Here is a 15,051-nt window from a genome sequence, read left to right on the forward strand (position 1 = left end):
GGTTCAAGATTCAAGAGGCGTGGCAATTGACAAGTGACAAGTGACTCGGGCTAGCCAGGGCATAGCCACAGGCGACGCCTGGACCGGGACTTATATAAAGGACATTCCATGAGCCGAATCGAACAGGCCATAGAAAAGGCCGCCCGACTGCGGAAGGAGGGGGATGTAGTGCATCCCCTTCCGGAGTGGTCGGAGCGGCCGCAGGATCGGGATCAGCTTCTGCGGGCGGAACCGATTCCAATCACCAGTCCTTATCTGGTTGCGACCAATGGCCATGTCGCGGCCGAGGAATATAGAAAGCTGAAGTCGCTGCTGCTCAGACTCAACCCCCGTGAGCAGACCGGAAAAACCCTGGCGGTGACAAGCGCGGTGGCGGAGGAGGGGAAATCAATCACCTCTCTGAATCTCGCCCTCGCATTGGCACAGGATTATGACCACACCGTGCTGTTGGTCGACACCGACCTGCGCCATCCCTCCCTGCATCGATATCTGGGGCTCAAGCCCGAAGTCGGGCTGGTGCACTGCCTCAAGGAAGGGAAGGATCTCGGCAAGGTGTTGATCAAAACCGGCCTCGGAAAACTGGTTTTGCTGCCCGCCGGCGGCACGGTGGATGATCCAGTGGAGCATTTCGCCTCCGGCCGGATGAAGGACCTCATCCGAGAGATGAAGCATCGTTATCCGGACCGCTATGTCATTTTCGACACCCCCCCGGCTCTCCCTTTTGCCGATGCCCAGGTTCTCGCAGCGGCGCTGGACGGGGTGATCTTCGTGGTCCGGGAGGGGCATGCCCGGCCCGGTCAGGTCAAGGAAGCTCTCGGCAACCTGAAAGGAGCCACTCTGCTCGGCACGGTCTTCAATGATGTCAGCTCCGCCCCGGGTCAGGGGGCCTATTACTACAATTACCGTTGAAGTGGCGGGGAAAGGTCGGTTTTGAGGCGCCCATTGCTCTGTATTCTTCTGATGCTCATCGTGACATTGGTCGGCGCCGTTCAGGTCTCGGCAAGGATGAAGCTGAGTCCGAGTCTCACATTGAGGGAGGAGTACAACGACAACGTTTTCCTGCAGGAAGACGAGGAGGATGACTTCATCACTACAGTGGCACCTTACCTTTCCATTTTCCTCGACAGGAAGAGCATAGACCTTGAGGCGAGATACGGGTTCGAGTTTCGGCTGTACAGCGATCGGTCGGAACTCGACGAAACCGACCCGAGCACTGCGCAGCGGGCGTTACTGAAGGCGGACCTTTTCCCTGAGAATGATTTCACGGTGAATGTTCTGGACGAGTTCCGGCGGGTGGTGGTGGATGAACGCCGCCCTTCGACTGAGGAGAACGTGGTGGTCAACAGGACCAACTCAAACAGATTCCGGGTCAATCCGCGCTACCGCTACCGGCGATGGAAGACCTTTACCGCCACGGCGACCTTCCACTATGAGAAGCTTTCCTATGACGATCCTGTTGAAAACGATGACAGTGCAGGAAACGACTCCGATCGATATGGCGGCGGTTTGGAGCTGGAGAAGCGAATCTCGGAGAAGCTCACCATCTCCTCCGGGTATGACCATAGTACCTACCGCTCGGACACTGCAGCCGATTACCGGAGGGATGACTTTTATGCCGGCTTCGTTCACCGTTCTAGTCCCAAGCTGACGTTGAACGCCCGGGGCGGAGTGGCAGTCATCGACCAGACCGAAGACGACGAAATGACGGTGCAGTTGCTCAACATCGCGGCGAATTACGCCCTGACCGAGGAGATTGGCTTCGGTCTGGGCTATGAAGAGACGGTTGACGACTCGGTCGACTCCGGACTCGTCAATATCCGAACGGTAAAGGCAACCCTTAAGAACAACCGGCGCATCCCGACGATTGCAACCCTGACCTTGGAAGAGGATGAATATCTCGATTCGGACCGGGAGGACCTCTCCATCGGCTTGGTCGTTCAGATGAACGTGCTTCTCCGGAACCGCATCAGCATACAGGCCATACCCTACGTCACCTGGTTCGAGTTCAAGCCCGAAGAAGACCAGTCGCTTCGTTATGGGATTGGACTCAGCGCTCAGAGGGATTTCAAATACGGGCACCTGCGCTGCGGCTACAACTACCATGCGAGCCAGGACAGCGAAATCTCGGATGATTACCGGAACAATGTTGTATTTCTGGAGGTGGCGGTCAGGTTCTAGGTTCAAGGTTCAGGTAAATGCGTGAGGAGTGAGGAGTGACCTGGGACGAGGGCTTGCCAGCCATAGCTGCAAGGCGACGGCTGGACCCGGGACGAATGCCAAATAACCAATAACTAATAACGGAACCCAAGATGTACGAATCCTTCTTCGGTCTGCATTCCAAGCCCTTCGATCTTGTGCCGGATCCGCGGTTTCTCTACCTTGGCCGGGCGCACCAGAAGGCCTTGAATTACCTCCGGTACGGCATCGAGGAGGGGGCCGGATTCGTGCTACTGACCGGCGAGGTCGGCTCCGGGAAGACGACCATCATCCGCAACCTGATCGGCGAGCTGGACACCGGCGTCTGCCTGGCCATGGTCTTCAATACCCGAGTGAGCGGCGAGCAGCTGCTCTCGCTGATCAACGACGACTTCGGACTGGAGACCGTGGGGAAAGACAAGGTTACCCTGCTTCGCGATCTCAATGATTTTCTCATCGCCCGCCATGCCGAAGGCTGCCGCTCCATTCTCATCATCGATGAAGCACAGAACCTCTCTCCGGAGACCCTGGAGGAGGTCAGGCTCCTTTCCAATCTCGAAGCCGCTCACAGCAAACTGCTGCAGATCATCCTGGTCGGACAGCCGGAGCTGCAGAAAGTCCTCGCCCGCTCCGACCTTCGCCAGCTTCGGCAGCGGATCAGCATCAACTGCAACCTCGACCCCCTGAACCGCCAGGAAACCGAAAACTACATCCTGCACCGCCTGGAACTGGCCGGCAATCGGGAGGCGGTTCGTTTTGCCGAGGGCGCCTTCGACGTCATTTTCAAACACAGCCGCGGGACCCCCCGACTGATCAACATCTTCTGCGACTTCCTGCTGCTGGCCGCCTTCGCGGAGTCGACGACCGTCCTCCATCCGGAGCTGGTGGAGGAGGTGGCGGGCGAGTTCTCGACCAGGGAAGCCTCGATCCGGGAGAAGGACCCGACTGCTTCGGGTCCGCCCATGGGGGCGGAAGAGAACGGATCCTGGAAAGACATCCTGTCGCTGATCGAGGATTTGCAGGATCGTCAACAGAAGCTGATGGGGCGCTTCGTCCTTCAGGAGAAGATGATCAAATCCCTGATAGACGGCCAGCGGGAGGTCGCCAAGCAGAAGGCGGAAAACCTCCGGATGGAGGAGACTCTGAGCGGGATCTCACGGCAACTTTCGGATCTGCGGACGGGCCTGCGCTTCAGTTCCGGGATAAGAAGTGAGCTCCCGGAAAAGGAGCCGGAGAAGAAGGGATTCCTGGAGCGGCTCTTCGGAGTGTGAACGCATGGAGACAAATATGATCAACCTTCTCACCATCGACGTGGAGGACTACTTCCATGTCAGCGCCTTCGAGGCGGTATCGCCGCCATCAATGTGGGAGAGCTGCGAATTCCGGGTCGACCGAAACACCGTGAAGGTTCTGGCGATTCTGGCGGAGTCGGAGGTCAAGGCGACGTTCTTCGTCCTCGGCTGGGTGGCCAGAAGGTTTCCTGAGCTGGTGCGGCGGATCGCGGCGGAAGGCCATGAGATAGCCAGCCACGGGTATGGTCACCGCCGGGTCGGTACCCAGAGCCGAGCTGAGTTCCGTGAAGACGTCTACAGCAGCAAGACCCTGCTGGAGGACCTGAGCGGGCAGGAAATCCTCGGTTATCGGGCGCCCAGTTACTCCATCGGTCTTAATTCCCTCTGGGCTTACGACGAGCTCATGGAAGCGGGGTATCTCTACGATTCCAGCGTGTTCCCGGTAGCACACGACTTCTACGGGATTCCCGACTGGCCGCGTTTTCCCTTCTGTGTGGTCCGTGGCGGCGAAGGACAATGGGCTCCCGATGAAAGTGGGGCGGAGGCTCCTTTTCCAGACTCCGGCTGCCGGATGCTGGAGATTCCCATCACCACCCTGAACCTTTGCGGCCGCAACCTGCCCATTGCCGGCGGCGGCTATTTCCGCCTTTTCCCCTATGAAGTGACCCGCTGGGGATTGCGGCGCATCAACCGTCATGAGGGGCTGCCATTCGTCTTTTACATCCACCCCTGGGAACTCGACCCGGAGCAACCGCGGATGGCGGGAGCGAGTTGGAAGAGCCGGATGCGGCATTATCTGAATTTGGGGCAGACTGAGGGACGGTTCCGGAAGTTGCTTGAAGATTTTTCCTTTGTGCCGGTTCGGAAATCGCTGGCTGCAGCAGAAGACAGAGGAGAGGATTGTCTGCCCGTCAAGATGCCGCGGGTTCCAGTCCCACATCCCATTCGTGCTGCATTAGGCAATAGTTGAAAGATCAGTTTCATATCATTTTAAATTGCAAAGGAGATTGCTTATGAAGGTCGGAATACTTGCCGGAGGTGTAGGGTCGCGATTGTCAGAAGAAACCCAGTTAAAACCCAAGCCATTGGTTGAAATCGGAGGGATTCCCATTTTATGGCACATCATGCAGCATTATGCCCATTATGGATTTAAAGAATTTTACATTGCGCTTGGCTATAAAGGCGAAATGATCAAAAAGTATATGGTGGATTATTGTCATTTAAATAGCAATCTTACAGTCGATTTAGAAAATGGTGAGGTGTCGATGCATGATGGCGATCGTTGTAGTTGGAAAGTTCATCTGATCGATACCGGCATCGATACCAATACCGGTGGCAGAATAAAGCGTCTGGAGCCTTATTTGGGCGATAGCACCTTCATGCTGACATGGGGGGATGGCGTGTCGGACGTCAATCTTCATGATCTTCTCTCATTTCATCGGACTCACGGGAAATTCGCTACGATGACGGCGGTACGGCCACCGGCCCGCTTTGGACATATCGAAATGGAAGCGGATAACAGGGTGGTTGAATTCTCGGAAAAACCTCAGACCGCCGAAGGCTGGATCAACGGGGCTTTCTTCGTCCTGGAGCCGGAGATATTCGATTATATCGAGGGAGACAGCACCCCGTGGGAAAAGTCACCCATGGAGAATTTGGCCCGGGACGGTCAGTTGATGGCATTCCAACACACCTCTTTCTGGCAGTGCATGGACACCCTGCGCGACAAGGTATTGCTGGAGAGCCTGTGGAATTCTGGTAACACCCCTTGGATGAGGAGGTAGGAAATGAAAGTCCTGGTAACGGGTTCCCATGGCTACATAGGCACAATATTGGTCCCCATGCTGCTGGCCGAAGGGCATGAGGTGACGGGCCTTGATTCCGATCTATACCAGCGGTGCACCTTCTGCGGCGACATCCCCCGGATCCCCGTCCTCAAAAAGGATGTGCGAGATGTCGAGAAGGCCGATGTGGAAGGGTTTGAGGCGATTATCCATCTGGCCGGTCTCTCCAATGATCCCCTTGGTGATTTTCGCCCGGAGTTGACACAGGATATCAATGAAAGGGGTTCTGTCAGGTTGGCAGAAAAAGCAAAGGAGGCGAAGGTGAAGCGCTTCCTGTTCGCATCTTCCTGCAGCAACTATGGTGCCGGTGGCTCTGATTTTCTCACCGAGAAGACGACCTTCAATCCGGTGACCCCCTACGGTTGGTCGAAAGTCCGGGTAGAGGCCGCGCTGTCCCGGATGGCCGATGAAGACTTCAGTCCCACTTATCTGCGGGCCTCCACCGCCTATGGTGTCTCCCCCCGCCTGCGTTTCGATTTGGTGGCGAACAACCTCACCGCCTGGGCCTTTACAACAGGCCGTGTTTACCTGAAAAGTGACGGAACCCCATGGCGTCCCATCGTCCATATTGAGGATATCTCCAGAGCATATATTGCGGTCCTTCATGCGCCGAGGGAAGTTGTCCATAATGAGGCGTTCAACGTCGGTCTGACGACCGAAAACTATCAGATATGTGAAATTGCCGAGTTGGTGCGGGAGACCGTGCCGGGGTGTTGCATCGAGTACGCCCCGGAAGCCGGTGCAGACAAGCGTTGTTACCGGGTGGACTGTAACAAGATCGCCCATACTTTGCACGGGTTCAAACCCCAATGGACGGCACGACGCGCCATCGAGCAGTTATATGAGGAATACAAAAGCGTCGGATTGACGCTTGAGGAGTTCGAGGGGCCTCGATACATGCGAATCGGTCACATCAAGTATCTGCTTGGAGAGGGGCTCCTGGATGAGAATTTTCGCTGGACAGGGCAGCAATATGCTGAAGCCGTCGGAGGGGAACAATGAAAGAAATTTCTTTGAAATGCCGTTCCTGCGAAGCTGTGGACCTTCATCCTATTCTCGACCTGGGCATCACTCCGTTGGCCGACCGCCTGGTGCCGGCCCAACTGCTCCATGAAGCTGAACCGGTCTACCCTTTGGAGGTCGCTTTTTGTTCCTCGTGCGGATTGATGCAAATTCTGGAAACCGTTCCCCCCGAAGTATTGTTTTGCAACGACTATCCCTATTATTCCTCGATTTCCGAATACCTGCTGAAGCATACCCGGGACAACGTGCTCGAAATGATCGAAAAAAGAAATCTCGGGAATAAAAGCCTGGTCATCGAACTGGCGAGCAATGACGGATATCTGCTCAAGAATTACGTCCAGCAGGGGATTCCCGTACTGGGGATCGATCCGGCGGACGGACCCGCCAGGGTCGCGGTGGAAAACGGTGTCACCACTCTAAACACCTTCTTTACGCGGGATCTGGCCATCGAACTGAAAGGGGCGGGCAAGCTGGCTGATGTTATCCATGCCAACAACGTCCTGGCCCATGTGGCCGACACCAACGGTTTTGTGGAAGGGATCGCGCTCCTGCTCAAGGGAGACGGAATGGCTGTCGTCGAAGTCCCGTACGTCAGAGACCTGGTCGACCACTCCGAATTTGACACCATCTATCATCAGCACCTCTGCTACTTTTCGGTCACCGCGCTTGACCGGCTTTTCCGTCGGCACGCCCTGTTCCTGAATGATGTGCGGCGAATCGACATCCATGGCGGCTCCCTCAGGCTGTATGTGGAAAAACAGGATAGACCCGGTCCGATGGTGCAGCAACTGCTGGGCGAAGAGAAGGCTCTGGGTATAGACCGGGTCGACTACTACAGCGAGTTTTCCAAACGGGTTCAGGAGATCAGGGATTCGCTGCTGGCCCTGCTGAAAGACCTTAAAGGAAAAGGCAGCCGTATTGTTTGCTATGGGGCGGCTGCCAAGGCTTGCACCTTGATCAATTATGCCGGCATCGGCACCGACCTGGTGGATTATGTCGTGGATCGCAATGTGTACAAGCATGGCCGCTACATGCCCGGGCACCATCTTCCCATCTTCGGCACCGAAAAACTGCTCGACGAGATGCCGGAATACGTGTTGCTGCTTTCCTGGAACTTTGCCGACGAAGTCCTCGAGCAGCAGGCCGAATACCGCCGACGGGGAGGGAGGTTCATCGTACCGATTCCTGCTCCGAAGATCGTGTAGGTCTCCGCTGGAAAACTGCAGTTGCAAGATTTTTCAATCTTTTCAAAGAAGGAAGAAGTCCATGGCTGCAGAGCATCTTTGCCCCAGTTGCGGTGAAAAGAAAATGAAGGTTTTCCACCAGGCGTCTCAAGTGCCCTCCAACAGCTGCATCCTTCTCGGCTCCCGTGAGGAAGCGATCAGCTACCCCAAAGGAGACATCAATCTGGGCTTTTGCCTTGAATGCGGGTTTGCCGCCAACACCTCTTTTGACCCGGGCCTCACCGAGTACTCCGGTCGATACGAGGAAACCCAGGGATTCTCTGCGACTTTCAATGCGTTTCACCGAACCCTGGCCCGCCAACTGATCGACCGACATCAACTGTGCAATAAACACATCCTCGAGATTGGCTGCGGAAAGGGGGAGTTCCTGCTTCTTCTGTGCGAGCTGGGCAATAACCGCGGCACCGGTTTCGATCCGGGTTATCACGAAGGGCGCCTGACCGGTCCGGCAGCCTCCAGGGTCACCTTCATCAAGGACTTTTATTCCGAGAAGTATGCCGACATCCAGGCGGATTTAGTCGTCTGCAAGATGACCCTGGAACATATCGGGCCGACCGGTGAGTTCGTCCGGATGATCCGCCGTGCCATCGGCGACCGGCTGGAGACGACCGTATATTTCCAGGTGCCCGATACGACCCGGATTCTTCACCAATGCGCCTTCGAAGATATTTACTACGAGCATTGCTCTTATTTCAGCTCGGGTTCCCTGGCCCGTCTCTTCAGGGCCAGCGGTTTCAATATCATCAGTCTCGATACCCAGTATGACGGTCAATATCTGACTGTCGAAGTCCGTCCCGCGCGAGAGAATTCCGAAAGACCGATTTCTCCGAGAGAGCGGGATCTGGCTCAGATCAAGAAACACGTTTCAACCTTTCCCATCCGCTTCGAAGAAAAAGTCCGGCGGTGGCGGCAGAAACTTGATTGGAACAAGCTCAATGGGCGCAAAGTGGTCCTTTGGGGGTCGGGCTCAAAGGGGGTGGCCTTTCTGACCACCCTCGGGATTACCGATGAAGTTCAATACGTGGTCGATGTCAATCCGTATCGTCATGGGTATTTCATGCCCGGGAGCGGACAGGAAATTGTGGCCCCGGAGTTTCTCCGGGAGTACCGACCCGACCTGGTGGTGGTCATGAACGCCATCTACTGTGACGAGATCCGCGGGCAGCTGCAGTCCATGGGGCTCGAGCCCGACATGATGGCAGTCTAGAGAGAGGATGATCCGATGCCAAGCCCTGATCCGACATCTTGTCCGGTATGCCGCTCCCGGCGGGTTTTTGAAGTTATCAGGATCGACCGGGTTCCGGTCTGCTGTAACGTGCTCTGGAAGACCCGGGAGGAGGCGCTGCGGGCGCCGAAGGGAGATATCCATCTCCACTTCTGCCAGGAATGCGGTCACCTGTTCAATTCGGCTTTCGACCCCGCCCTGATGGAGTACGACAGCGGTTATGAGAATTCCCTCCATTTCTCCCCACGATTTCAACACTATGCCGAAGCTCTTGCCGCCGATCTGGTAGAAAGGCATTCCCTGAAGGGGAAGAACATCGTGGAGATTGCCTGCGGCAAAGGGGACTTTCTCCATCTATTGTGCAGGCTTGGGGATAATCGAGGATTCGGTTTCGACCCGAGCTATGAATTCGACCGGCATGAGCCTGCAGGGGACGTGACGATCTTCCGGGACTACTTCGGGAAAAACGCGTTTCCGTGGACGGCCGATCTGGTCTGTTGCCGGCAGGCTCTGGAGCACATCCGGTTCCCAACCGACTTTCTTGCCGAAATTCGGAAAGCTATCGGAGAAAAGACCGGAACGGCGGTTTTTTTCGAAGTGCCCAACTCCCTGTACACCCTCCGGGACCTCGGGATCTGGGACATCATCTACGAGCACTGTTCCTTCTTCTGGGCCGGCTCACTGCGGCAAAGCTTCGAGCTGGCAGGATTCAAGGTGACTCAGGTTGGGGAGGCCTTCGACGAACAATTCCTTTGCATCGAGGGTTTTCCAGCCAAAGACCAAACCCCTTTCCCGGTGCGGTCACCGGATCTCGATGAAGTACGAAAATGGGCCGCGATATTTGAGGGGGCTCACCGGAAAAAAGTCAGTCTCTGGAAAGAGCGCCTCAACGATATGGCAAAAGCCGGAAAGAGGGCCGTTGTATGGGGCGGAGGGTCCAAGGGGATTGCCTTCCTCAACCTGTTTGAAAACCAGGGAACCATTGAGTATGTGGTCGATGTAAATCCTCAAAAACAGGGAAAGTTTGTTCCTGGAACGGGGCACGAGATCGTATCTCCGAAAATGCTCATCAAGGACGAACCGGAGGTGGTTGTTTTGATGAACCCGATCTACCGGGAAGAGGTCTTCGCGATGCTTCGGCAGTTTAGGGTTAGTGCGCAAATCATTGTCGCCTGAGAAAGCTTCTGAGGCAGAGGTTGGCGTACAGCACAGGCAGTTTTCTTGAAGGAGGCGCAAGGTGAGTGAAAGTTACGGATCAAGGTTTCGAAATCTGCCGGAATTATTATCCTTGTTCATCATCGTTATAGCGATGGGTGTTTTCCCTGTTCCGTCTTTCGCTTTGACATCTGATGATTTCAATCACCCCAATCTCGATATCGGTCTCTGGAATTTCGTCGACCCGCTCGGGGATGCGACCTTGATGGTCGACGGGGCGGGTTCGGGTGACGCTCATTTGCTGATTTCGGTTCCCGCAGGGCAGTCTCATGATGTATGGACCGCGGGCAATCTGGCCCCAAGGATGATGCAGGCTACAGAGGACGAGGATTTTTCCGCCGAGGTCAAATTCGGATCGGGGGTCACCATCCCCTATCAGATGCAGGGGATTCTTGTCGAAGAAGACAGCGGAAATTTTATCCGGTTTGATTTTGTATCCGGCACCTCCGGAAGCAGGCTTTTCGCAGCGGTTTTTATCAATGGGAAACCCAGCGTCAAGTTGGACAAGATAATTCCAGGGGATCCCCCTCTTTATCTGCGGGTGGAGCGCTCAGGCGACACCTGGTACCCCTATTATTCTTACGACGGATTCAACTGGCAACTTGGGAAGAGCTTTACCCATCCGATGGTTGTGAACGGTATCGGGATATTTACCGGTAACGCCGGAAGCAATCCACCTGCCCATACTGCCGTGATCGATTATTTTTTCAATTCGGAAAGCCCTGTTGGCAGCGAAGACGGGGTAACTGATCCAGATACCGTTCCCCCTCTCCAATATGGCATAGTCGCTGTTCCCCGCGATACGATGTTCCAGCTTGCCTGGAAAACGGACGAATCCGCTCAAGGGATCGTGGAGTATGGAGTTACCGACAGTTACGAACTCGGGTCGGTTGTCGATCCTGCCTTTTCTTATTCACACGATCTGATCATTTCGGGGTTAAATCCTGACACCAATTATTATTATAGGATTATTTCACGAGATTCATCAGGTAATGAGAGTTATTCTCCAAACTTTATTATCAAAACAGAAAAAGATCCTCATAATTGTAATATTGAAATATGGTATGGCAAACAACAATCATTTGGAATGCTAGGTTTTCCACAAAGATGGGTCAACATATTGGGTAATGTCAATGGCTGTACAGATAATATAGATCTTGGGTATAGCCTTAATGATGGTCCGTTATATCCTCTATCCATGGGTCCTGATAGTTACAGACTAGCTTCACCAGGAGACTTCAATGTCGAAATAGCAATCGAAGACCTTTTGACCGGTGATAATCAGCTCATGATTGAGGCAATCGAGGAGTTCGGATATTCATTTTCTGAAACCATCTCAATTTATCGGCATCATGGCAATATCTGGCCTCAGGTCTACGCCATTGATTGGAGTTCAACGGGCAATATCCAGGATGTCGCTCAAGTTGTGGATGGCTTGTGGGCGTTGAAAGAGAGCAGCATCCATCCAGTGGTGCTCGATTATGACCGGCTGGTGGCGATCGGCGATATGACGTGGCGGGATTACGAAGTCACCGTCCCTGTCACCATCCATGGGATCGATCCTTCCGGTTACAGTGCGCCGAGTTATGGGCCTGGAGTCGGTATCCTGATGCGATGGAATGGTCACTATGATTGGGGCGGGTGGCAGCCGAACATCGGCTGGTGGCCCATGGGTGCTCTGGGTTGGTATCGCTGGCAAGGAGAGCGCTTGCAAATCATTGGCAGCAAGGGCGGTTTAATCGCCGAGGATACCAGCGGAAAGAAACTGAATTTCGAAGTCCGATACCTCTTTAAAATGAGGGTTGAATCATTGCCGGAGGGGGGCTCGCGGTACAGTTTGAAAGTCTGGCCGGAGGGGGAGGTGGAACCCCCGGGTTGGGATCTCATGCCCATAAACAACAGTCCAGCTGATCCCGGCAGGGGCTCTTTTCTGCTGGTAGCCCATCATGTAGACGCAAGTTTCGGCAATCTTTCCGTGACTCCGTTATTGCCGATGAATGATGGAACCCCTCCGGAGATTAGCAATGTAAAAAGCGTCTCGGGCACCACCCAGGCGACCATCAACTGGAGCACGGACGAGCCGGCAACTTCCTGGGTGAGCTACGGGCCGACTGCGGGATACGAAGAAGGCGACGCGGGCAACGATGTTCTGACGACGCTGCACGCGGTCACCCTGAGCGGGCTGACCCCCGGCGCCGAGTATCACTACCGGGTCCGCTCCGTCGACGCAGCGGGCAACGCCGCAACCTCCGGGGATCTGGTCTTCACCACCGCCGTTGAGGGGGGGGGCGGAGGCTCGGCTATCGTCTCGGACGATTTCAGCGCTTCGACCCTGGACACAGGGGTATGGACCCTGGTGGATCCGGTGGGGGATGCCGGCCTGGCGATGACCGGCGCCCAGGCGTCCCTGTCGGTACCGTCCGGCGTCTCGCACGATCTCTGGACGAGCGGCAATTTTGCGCCTCGACTCATGCAGGCAGCCGTCGATACGGATTTCGAGGTAGAGGTGAAATTCGAATCGGCCGTGTCATCGAAGTACCAGATGCAGGGGATTATTGTCGAGACCGACAGCGATCACTATCTTCGGTTTTGCCATTACTCGGACGGCAGCGCTACCCGGATCTTCGCGGCGAGTCTCTGGGGAGGGGCGGCCACCGTACACAAGAGCATGGTCATCCCCGGCGGCGCTCCGCTGTATATGCGGGTGAAACGCAGTGGTGACCAGTGGACGCAGTCCTACTCCCGGGATGGGATGAACTGGTCGAATGGAGCCGCTTTTGCGCGTGCCATGGCCGTCACGGGTGTGGGCGTCTATGCGGGTAATGCCGGCGGCAGCGCTCCGGCCCATACCGCGGTGATCGACTATTTCTTCAATACCGCCTCTCCCATCGTCCCTGAAGATCCAAATGGCGCCGTCCTTCTGATCATCGACATCACCGGAGGCGGCAGCGTGCAGAGAAATCCCGATCGGGCGTCGTACTCTCCAGGCGAAACGGTGGAATTGACCGCGGTGCCAGATCCTGGCTGGAGTTTTGTCGGGTGGGGCGGGGCGGCGTCCGGCAGCCAGAACCCTCTTCAGGTGGTCATTTCCGAAAACTTGAATATTACGGCGACATTCGAAGTGGAGGACGATACGACCCCGCCGGCCCTGAGCAACATCTCCTCAGGCGCTCCGGCAGCCAGCCAGGCGACCATCAGCTGGAGCACGGACGAGCCGGCAACCACCTGGGTGAGTTACGGGCTGACTGCGGGATACGAAGAAGGCGACGCGGGCAACGATGTTCTGACGACGCTGCACGCGGTCACCCTGAGTGGGCTGACCCCCGACACCGAGTATCACTACCGGGTCCGTTCATTCGACGCTGCCGGCAACGCCGCAACCTCCGGGGATCTGGTTTTCACCACCGTCATGGAGGGGGGCTCCGGGGGCTCGGTCATTGCCTCGGATGAATTCAGCGCTTCGACCCTGGACACGGGGGTTTGGACTCTGGTGGATCCTGTGGGGGATGCCGGCCTGACGATGACCGGCACCCAGGTGTCCCTGTCGGTACCGGCCGGCGTCTCGCACGACCTCTGGACGAGCGGCAATCAGGCTCCGCGCCTGCTGCAGGCCGCGCCCGACAGCGACTTCGAGGTCGAGGTGAAATTCGACCGGATGGCGAGCCAGAAATACCAGATGCAGGGGATCCTGGTCGAACAGGACGCCGATCACTATCTGCGTTTCGGCAGTTATTTCGACGGAAGCGCTGTTCGCCTGTTCACCGCCAGCCTGTGGGCAGGGACGGCCCAGGTCCGGGGCAGCAGGGTGATTGGCGGGTCGGCCCCGCTGTATATGCGTGTGAAACGTTCAGGGTCGCAGTGGACGCATTCCTACTCCTTCGACGGGATCAACTGGCAGAGTCCCCACACGTTCAGTTTTCCGATGACGGTGACGGCTGCCGGGGTGTATGCCGGCAACGCCGGATCCAGTCCGCCGGCCTTCACGGCACTGATCGATTATTTCAAAAATGTCACGTCCGCGCCATGACAATGTCGTCCTGCCCGCATTTCGCGAAGAGGGGATTATGCCGATAATTACCGTGGGTATGCCGGTTTACAATGGGGAGGAATTCATAAGGGATGCTCTCGACTCCATTCTTTCCCAGACGTTCCCGGATTTCGAGTTGATCATTTCTGACAATGCATCTACGGATGGCATGCAGAAAATCTGCCGTGAATATGCTGAATCCGACGCCAGGATTCGTTACGTCAGAAATCCGGAAAACATAGGTGCAGCCAGGAACTACAACCAGGTCTTCCGAATGGCCCGAGGGAAATATTTTCACTGGGCCGCCCATGACGATGCCTTCAGGCCGGAATACCTTGCAAGATGTCTCGAAGTTCTTGAGAAAAACCCTGATCTTGTTCTTTGCTTTACCCAGGAGGTCGGCATTGATGAGCGGGGTAACACTCTGGCTGAACGGCCATACCGACTGGACACTTCTCTGGCCCTGCCTGAGGACCGATTCCTTGAACTTTTGAAAATGCATCGAGGCTCACCCCCGATCTTTGGTTTGATGCGGGCAGATATTCTGCGCCAAACATCGCTGATTGGATCTTATGACGGTTCGGATCAGGTTCTTCTTGCCGAACTGGCTCTTCATGGCCGGTTCCGGCAAATTGGGGAAAACCTTTTTCTACATCGGGAACACGCCGGACGATCCGTTCACCGGCACCGCGGCCGTCATTCCGTCACCGTCTGGTTCGATACGGCCAATGCCGGGAAAATCGTTTTTCCCCGGTGGCGATGGTTCTGGGAATATTTCCGGGTGATTCGGAAATCTCCGATAACTCTGCATCAGCAGTGGCGCTGTGCCCTGCATGTGCTTCGCTGGGTTCGATTCAGGGATAATGTGGAGAAAATGATAGAAGATATCCGAATAGGCAGCAGAAGTTTCGCAGCGCTTCTCCGTTACAAACTCTGGAGTTGATCCTCGTCGAAAACAATAAATCTAATAAGTGAAGAGACACAA

Annotated in this window: 11 protein-coding genes; all 11 read left to right on the plus strand. The window is 55.7% G+C overall.

The window, feature by feature from the left end:
* The first annotated feature begins 108 nt into the window (after positions 1 to 108).
* The gene (locus DTF_RS0109730; protein ID WP_027715170.1) at positions 109 to 909 is read left to right on the plus strand and encodes a polysaccharide biosynthesis tyrosine autokinase; all 801 of its coding nucleotides are present in this window, start codon (positions 109 to 111) and stop codon (positions 907 to 909) included.
* A 33-nt stretch (positions 910 to 942) separates the two neighbouring features.
* On the plus strand, positions 943 to 2,178 hold the full coding sequence (locus DTF_RS0109735) for an outer membrane beta-barrel protein (RefSeq protein WP_027715171.1): 1,236 nt from the start codon (positions 943 to 945) through the stop codon (positions 2,176 to 2,178).
* A gap of 131 nt (positions 2,179 to 2,309) precedes the next feature.
* The gene (locus tag DTF_RS0109740) at positions 2,310 to 3,467 is read left to right on the plus strand and encodes an XrtA/PEP-CTERM system-associated ATPase (RefSeq protein WP_027715172.1); all 1,158 of its coding nucleotides are present in this window, start codon (positions 2,310 to 2,312) and stop codon (positions 3,465 to 3,467) included.
* A 16-nt stretch (positions 3,468 to 3,483) separates the two neighbouring features.
* Positions 3,484 to 4,458 carry an XrtA system polysaccharide deacetylase gene (locus tag DTF_RS22925; protein WP_081702895.1) on the plus strand — a complete coding sequence of 325 codons (975 nt, stop codon included), beginning with the start codon at positions 3,484 to 3,486 and terminating at the stop codon, positions 4,456 to 4,458.
* 43 nt (positions 4,459 to 4,501) lie between these two features.
* Positions 4,502 to 5,272, plus strand: coding sequence for a glucose-1-phosphate cytidylyltransferase (gene rfbF / locus DTF_RS0109750; RefSeq protein WP_027715173.1), 771 nt, complete (start codon positions 4,502 to 4,504; stop codon positions 5,270 to 5,272).
* Positions 5,273 to 5,275: 3 nt separating this feature from the next.
* On the plus strand, positions 5,276 to 6,334 hold the full coding sequence (locus DTF_RS0109755; RefSeq protein ID WP_027715174.1) for an NAD(P)-dependent oxidoreductase: 1,059 nt from the start codon (positions 5,276 to 5,278) through the stop codon (positions 6,332 to 6,334).
* A complete protein-coding gene (locus tag DTF_RS0109760) occupies positions 6,331 to 7,560 on the plus strand; it encodes a class I SAM-dependent methyltransferase (protein WP_027715175.1) in 1,230 nt (409 codons plus the stop codon). The genes DTF_RS0109755 and DTF_RS0109760 overlap by 4 nt, the downstream gene beginning before the upstream one ends.
* A gap of 61 nt (positions 7,561 to 7,621) precedes the next feature.
* Positions 7,622 to 8,806, plus strand: coding sequence for a class I SAM-dependent methyltransferase (locus tag DTF_RS0109765; protein ID WP_027715176.1), 1,185 nt, complete (start codon positions 7,622 to 7,624; stop codon positions 8,804 to 8,806).
* Positions 8,807 to 8,821: 15 nt separating this feature from the next.
* Entirely contained in the window at positions 8,822 to 10,000 is a 1,179-nt protein-coding gene (locus DTF_RS22930) for a class I SAM-dependent methyltransferase (protein ID WP_035056452.1), read from the plus strand.
* 61 nt (positions 10,001 to 10,061) lie between these two features.
* Positions 10,062 to 14,066, plus strand: a complete 4,005-nt coding sequence (locus tag DTF_RS26090; protein WP_155890774.1) for a DUF1349 domain-containing protein — start codon at positions 10,062 to 10,064, stop codon at positions 14,064 to 14,066.
* A 37-nt stretch (positions 14,067 to 14,103) separates the two neighbouring features.
* Entirely contained in the window at positions 14,104 to 15,009 is a 906-nt protein-coding gene (locus DTF_RS0109790; RefSeq protein WP_027715178.1) for a glycosyltransferase family 2 protein, read from the plus strand.
* Positions 15,010 to 15,051 lie beyond the last annotated feature (42 nt).

This window comes from Desulfuromonas sp. TF (genome assembly GCF_000472285.1).
Taxonomy (GTDB): Bacteria; Desulfobacterota; Desulfuromonadia; order Desulfuromonadales; family ATBO01; genus ATBO01.